This is a genomic window from Natronospira elongata (assembly GCF_034931365.1).
GTDB lineage: Bacteria > Pseudomonadota > Gammaproteobacteria > Natronospirales > Natronospiraceae > Natronospira > Natronospira elongata.
This window is the reverse complement of record NZ_JAYGII010000011.1, coordinates 77,564-83,563: the sequence shown is the minus strand read 5'-3', so window position 1 is coordinate 83,563 and position 6,000 is coordinate 77,564. Positions and strand designations below refer to the sequence as shown.

6 protein-coding genes are annotated in these 6,000 nt (G+C 46.0%); all 6 read right to left on the bottom strand.

Annotated elements, in window-relative coordinates; translation table 11 throughout:
* Positions 1–51 precede the first annotated feature (51 nt).
* The 6 genes from VCB98_RS06980 to VCB98_RS06955 all read right to left on the bottom strand — a co-directional run bounded on the left by VCB98_RS06980 (position 52) and on the right by VCB98_RS06955 (position 5,940).
* Positions 52–315: a type II toxin-antitoxin system RelE family toxin gene (locus VCB98_RS06980; RefSeq protein ID WP_346051187.1), complete on the bottom strand. Its 264-nt coding sequence runs from the start codon at positions 313–315 to the stop codon at positions 52–54.
* Positions 302–535, bottom strand: a complete 234-nt coding sequence (locus VCB98_RS06975) for an RH3 domain-containing protein (RefSeq protein WP_346051186.1) — start codon at positions 533–535, stop codon at positions 302–304. Before VCB98_RS06975 ends, VCB98_RS06980 begins: the two co-directional genes overlap by 14 nt.
* 140 nt (positions 536–675) lie before the next feature.
* The gene (locus VCB98_RS06970; protein WP_346051185.1) at positions 676–1,275 is read right to left on the bottom strand and encodes a hypothetical protein; all 600 of its coding nucleotides are present in this window, start codon (positions 1,273–1,275) and stop codon (positions 676–678) included.
* 109 nt (positions 1,276–1,384) lie between these two features.
* Positions 1,385–1,906: a hypothetical protein gene (locus tag VCB98_RS06965; RefSeq protein WP_346051184.1), complete on the bottom strand. Its 522-nt coding sequence runs from the start codon at positions 1,904–1,906 to the stop codon at positions 1,385–1,387.
* 84 nt (positions 1,907–1,990) lie between these two features.
* The gene (locus VCB98_RS06960) at positions 1,991–2,755 is read right to left on the bottom strand and encodes a hypothetical protein (RefSeq protein ID WP_346051183.1); all 765 of its coding nucleotides are present in this window, start codon (positions 2,753–2,755) and stop codon (positions 1,991–1,993) included.
* Between the two features lie 587 nt (positions 2,756–3,342).
* Positions 3,343–5,940 carry an N-6 DNA methylase gene (locus VCB98_RS06955; protein WP_346051182.1) on the bottom strand — a complete coding sequence of 866 codons (2,598 nt, stop codon included), beginning with the start codon at positions 5,938–5,940 and terminating at the stop codon, positions 3,343–3,345.
* Positions 5,941–6,000: the final 60 nt, after the last annotated feature.

The window sequence follows — 6,000 nt, the reverse complement described above, 5'->3', positions numbered from 1 at the left end:
GAAGGTGTCCACTAAAGTCCGGGAACTACAAGCATCAATTGCATGGCATGGTTAGCTGCGCTTGTAGACATGCTTTCGATGACCAACCTTTACAACCGTTACCACAAGAAGCTCATCTTCCACTTCATATATGATTCGGTAGACACCCTGTCGGATTCGGTAGCGCTCTTGCCCTGAAAGCTTTTCACTGCCGACGGGGCAGGGATTCTCCTGCAGCCCCTCCATGCGCTGAAGAATGCGAGCAACATCTTTGTTTGGGATTGGGCGAAGGTCTTTAGAGACAGATTTCTTGAATACAAGCTTATAGTTTGCCATGAGCCTTCAAATCGTCCAGCAAAGACTCATAGCTCATGGTTGGCTCAGAAACCCGTTCCTCGAACGCCGCCAAATCTTCCTGATCCTCAGCCAATGCCGCACGAACAGCATCGTTGACGATATCTGATAAGGAACGATGCGTATGCGCAGCCTTCAGCCGTAGCGCCGCATGTAACTGAGGGTCAAAATAAACCGTAGAACGCTTCGATGTCTCGCTCATGGCATTCTCCAAATATTGTGACATCAAAACATTATAGCGTTACGACATCAAAGCGTCAAGCCTTGCCCAGCTAACGCTTGGCACACGTGCCGGCTTGGAGCCGCAGCGCGGCGGAAAAGCGGTCACCGTGCTGCCACTGGTTATATCTCGTTTGCACGACAAGAAGAAACATAATCACGCCACTCCCCAAGAATACGACGACGGGAATCCAGCTCTTTTGCATGCTGTAATGCGTGAAATGTTTCTATGTACTTGTTTCGAACGCTCGTGAAGAGTTCATCGTCGAACTGCTCTTGAAACCACTCCCGCTCCTGACTCGTTGGCCCTTCCAGAAGTTCTTCAATTTCCTCGATGTAGTCTGGCTGCACCCAGTTAGATGAGTGCCACATGTCTTGCTTGCGCATGGGCCGCGAAAACAGATAGGGGAGTAGGTAAATGTTGCTTAACATCGTTTCCAGCAGGTATCTCCGCGCTTTCCCCAGAGAACCCACCCGGTAGTAGGCCAAAGCAGCATATAAGAGAAACGCGGGCTCACCGACGTCATCCGGGAACTCCATCTCGAACCAGTCCAAAAATTCGACTGCTTTTTCTGGAGCACCGCTAAGCACAAAGTAAACACACACCCGATAGCGTTTCCCTGAACCATCCGAAATCGCGCCGAATTTCTCCTTTTCTTTGAAGAGTTCTCGTCGTGCACGGTTAGCGCGGTCTCGATATTTTTTCTGTTCATCGGTTAGCACAGATCTACCTCAAGAGATATAACGCAGAGCTGAGCGGCGGGCTTGGAGCGAAGCGGAAAGCCCGTCCGGCGCAGGCCCGGCCAGGGCCGGAGCGTACTCGAGCGACTGGTTATGGCACAACATTCTTTGAAATATCTCGCTGAAGTTCTTGAATAGCTCTCTGCACATCACCGTGGAGTCGCACAAACTCATCACATACCTTCTGTTTTTCGGTTAACTTATTAGCATCCAGTTCACCCGAAACCACCCTCGCAAGCTCTTTACCGAACTGTTCGGTTGATACCTTCAGCGAAGCCCACGAGTCGGAGAGCTCATCGAGGTATAATGTAACCAACATTTCCAACTCGAGCAGTGGAGCTATTTCCCGGTTATCAGAAAATTCAAATTTCGAGCCTGTATGAACATGCCTCAAAACTTGACTGAACATACTGCCATAATCATTTCGCACGGCTAATGCTAGCCGATACGCTCGCTCCATGCGTTCACGGTGCCGGGCTTGATAGCTTTGGTTACGCTCCTCTTTCCGAGCCCACCATGTCGGGATAAACGCCGCAGCAAATCCGAGAATTCCACTGGCTATCATGCCGAGAACCGGAACCCAGGGCGTTATTGGGGCTATCGCTCCAGACATCTCCACCCTTCCTCTTGGCCATAACGCCTGCAGTTGCGGCAGGTGCGGAGTGCAACGGAGTACCTGTCCGACAACCTGCACTGGTTAGTTGCTGGTGGAGATTGAGTCATATTTCTTCTGTATTTGATCTTCTTCCATTTTTTGGAAATTCTCGACTTTAAGCCTCAAAAAACCATCTGGATTCAACTTACAGTGATAGTGGTGATGCTCTTTCAAACGAGAGTCTTTTTCCCTTTCGATCTCCCTATCTGATTTTTCTTTTCGCCCCGTCATCTTCAACCACTGCTGGTAGGCTTTCCAAAAACTATAAGCCAGAGCAATTACCGATAGCCACACAGGGCTAAAAAACTCAAGTAGCGCAATAGCGGCAGGCACGACGACTGACCAGACAATCAGCAATCTTTTCGCTGTTCGTATTGGCTTTAGGTTTTCTCGTGCTTGGGCACTGACTTCGCTCTGAGTTCTGTAGTTCAGATCTGAGTATATTTCTATCAAATACCCTGGATCCTGCAGTTCCTCTGGAAACTCTTCATCTTCAAGAAGCTCCCACCGATAGCGCAGCTTTTCTTCATCCATGAAAGCGATGAGATGACTACAAGGACGGACTTTTTCAAGATCAATAAGATCGCCGCGCCTATCAAATGCACTAGCCATGACAGGTACTGGATACCGAGCGATCCACTTCCCGGCTAGATCCTCCAAGTCTGTGGCCACCTTCTCACCTGCAACGTCAAAAACATATGTCACGGTGAGGGAGGCAAAGGGGACTGAACCAACAGGTGGAGAATACTCAAGAAAGTAGCTATCAGTTTTTTCGTTGATATGATCGAAGTATATTTTTTCTGCCACAATCTCATGACCTTGTCTGGCAACTAACGCCCGCCATAAACGGCCGAGTGGAACGAGGTCCGGCGACCGCAGGGAGCGTATTTCATGGCTTGGTTATGCATCAGATATATTCCCGTGCAACTTTCCTTTGAATAGATCTGTGGCTAAGTGAGGTGAAATTTCCTTTTCCGCTAAGAAAACCTGCTTAGCGCCAGCTCCTAAACCCACCTCCCGAAACGCACGCTTCTCTATACTCGTATAGCCCCCATCATCCTTTCCAATCAAGCAGATCAGCAAATCAGACCGAATCCACTTGTGCCGGAATATTTTGCCAAGAACGTCGATAACCTCCTGCTCCACTAGTGCGAAGTCACTGATAAGGCTTCTGGGGTGATTCTCTCGGCGGGGAAGCGTCGCTGTCGCGCCGGTATTGGTATTCTTTGCCCTCAACTCTCTCTCCGTCACATGCACTACGGCTTGCTGTCGTAAGCCCGGAATCCTTGATAGAAGTTGAAGTATCATAGATGTCTAAATCCACTTGTATGCATAACGCCTGGCTTTGCGGCGTGCCGGAGCGTAGCGCAGGCACGTCCGACAACAGCCAATTGTTAAGCGTTTTCCTCAGATCCCAATTGCATCAACTTCGACAGTAGGGCATTACTTTCAGAGTGTAGGTTTGTATTTCCTATTTCAAGCTGTTCCTTTAGCCTTATTTGTTCTGCGGTCAAGGAAATCACATTTTCCAGCTCTGATATATTTTCGGGAATAGGAATAAGGATATTGGCAATATGATTGGGTTCTAAATGTTGCTGAACCGCACCATATTCATTGATGAGCATTTGATTCAGGGCACTTTCAGTTTGAAGAAACTGATACACATATAGCCGAATCTTCTCATCCGAAATCCGAATTCTAATTAAATCATCGGATACAATTGCACCATCCAATCTCTGCGTAATGAATGCCACTCTCCCAATGGTTCCCGAGCGTGTAACAACAATATCACCTCTATATACCCTGACTGCGTTAATTGTAGCCAGCTGACTAGCCGACGCAAAATTTATATTCAAAAGTTTCGCACTATCTGATTTTTCTTGTAGAACAGCAGATGGAGTGTAATACGGCTCTACACCATCTACTAATTCCTCAACTATCAGGTTTTCGCTTTTAAGTCGTGGACCTTTAAATATTTTAATACTGCTATGTAGTTGACCGATCGTTGTTACAGACCATCCATCCACGCCGTCGATAGACTCAATATTTTTAATGGATTCGTTCAAATTAGGCAGATAAACTTGTGGGTTTATTCGTAGCAGCTCATCCACTTCAGATCGATTTATCGAAAACCTGTACTCCGACGGCATCAAACTTCCATTTTTAAAATCGTGGAAGTCGGACAGCATCTCATCTAAATCGTGATCTATTTCATCAGTTAGGTTATTGTTCTTATCCCTCTTAAATAGCGGGAACCCTTCACTATCTTGGCCAATTTTCTTCGAAATCGCTAAGAATATCGGGTAATCACTTGGCAGATCATCAGAAGAAGCTGGTCGCTCAACAATTACTAGGCAAGTTCTAACCCCAGTATGGGGCTGGAATGTATCTTTATGGCAGTTAACAACCGCAATTAGTTTGTATTCATCCAAAAGCAATCTTCTTACCGGATAGTATGTTCTTGTATCCAGGAAACTCTTTGGCATTACTATGCCTATTCTGCCTCCTGGAGCAATCCATTTTAAGCACCGTTCAAAAAACAACATTTCTGGCGGGACACCTTCAGAATTTCTCTCGCCGGTGGAGATGAATTCTCCGCCTCTTGTGGACCATCGAATGCCACTTGAGAAGTTATCTAACACCGCTGGATCTGTTATACGCCCCTCGCCTACGCCAGCAAACGGTGGATTTGTTAGGATAATTTTAGGAGCGCCAAGGCCGCATCTAGCAACCACTCGTTCGTTCAAAGTATTAATAGGCCCTAGCGAATCACCTTGGGTCATCCCGGTATGACCGTCTCCATTTAAAATCATCGCAGTCTTTGCAATTTTAACAAGCCTTTTACTGATCTCTACCATGAAGAGATTAGTTCTATGCTTATCTAGCTGCCGTTGCTTAGATATACTCGTTCCTGCCGAAGAAAGTATTTTTTTGCGGACATGGCGCATAGCTCCGGTAAGAAAACCACCTGACCCGCCGGCAGGGTCAAGAATTATATCTTGATAGCCTGGGTCTAAGGCTTGCGATAAAAAATCAACTACAAGTCGGTTAGTAAAGAATTGGCCACGCTTTTTCTTAAGATAGGTGGCAGTATATTGCTCATAGGCATGCCCCATTATATCCCAATCATTTGATTCATTAAGATCGCTTAATAGTCTATAGCGCTGAAGTTCTATCACTACATCACAGACTGACCGAGGCCCTACTGAAATTTTCTCATGGTCAGAAAATACATCTCGGTTTTCCGACACCACTTCCCTAAATAAAGAGTGAATCCTTTCAGCGACTAACAGCTGCCCTTCTGTTGACCGATACTCTTCTGGGGTACAATAAAATTCGCAGAATTCATCAGCCTTTTCTTCATCCATCGCTTTAGCCAAAATAATTCTAACCATATCCATGGTCAAATCATCTTCATCTCCATCGACACCCCTGCCGTGGAGCTTGTTGTGGCACTGCCTTAACAACCCTTTTATATCTTTAGGTCGCTTTAAGTCTTCCTTTTTTCTTTGACCCAAAGCGTCCCATGCTTCATTAGGTCGCGGAATGCCAGTCCAATCGATTAGATCATTGTTGGGATTGGATAGCCGCCTAAAATATTGAGGTGCATCTCCGTTATACCAAACACCACCTTCAGCACTTGTATTATAGATATATGAAACCAGTTGGTTGTATCCAGTTTCAATGCTAGGAGCTTTACACTCTACCAACATTGCTATAGCACCTTGGTTTCTATCTTTCTTCGCTTTTGGGTTTCTGTAAATGACAATGTCCGCACGTACAGGTTTGCCTTCTCTGTCTTTTAGCTCAGAGCTTCCATAATAAATTGGGACCTCTTTGGCTAGAACATTTTTGGGGTACTGGTACTCAAAATGCAAAATCCTCAGATACTTCTGTCTGACAAATTCCTCGGGACCAGGAGCTAAGTGAGAGCCATCTAGGAAATCAACAATTTTTCCTTCTTCGGTAATTTCTACTTCAAAGTTATCCATATCATCCTATCTATAAATCTAAGTTAGAGATCTCGATCAGACGCTTAACAGCTAAATGGA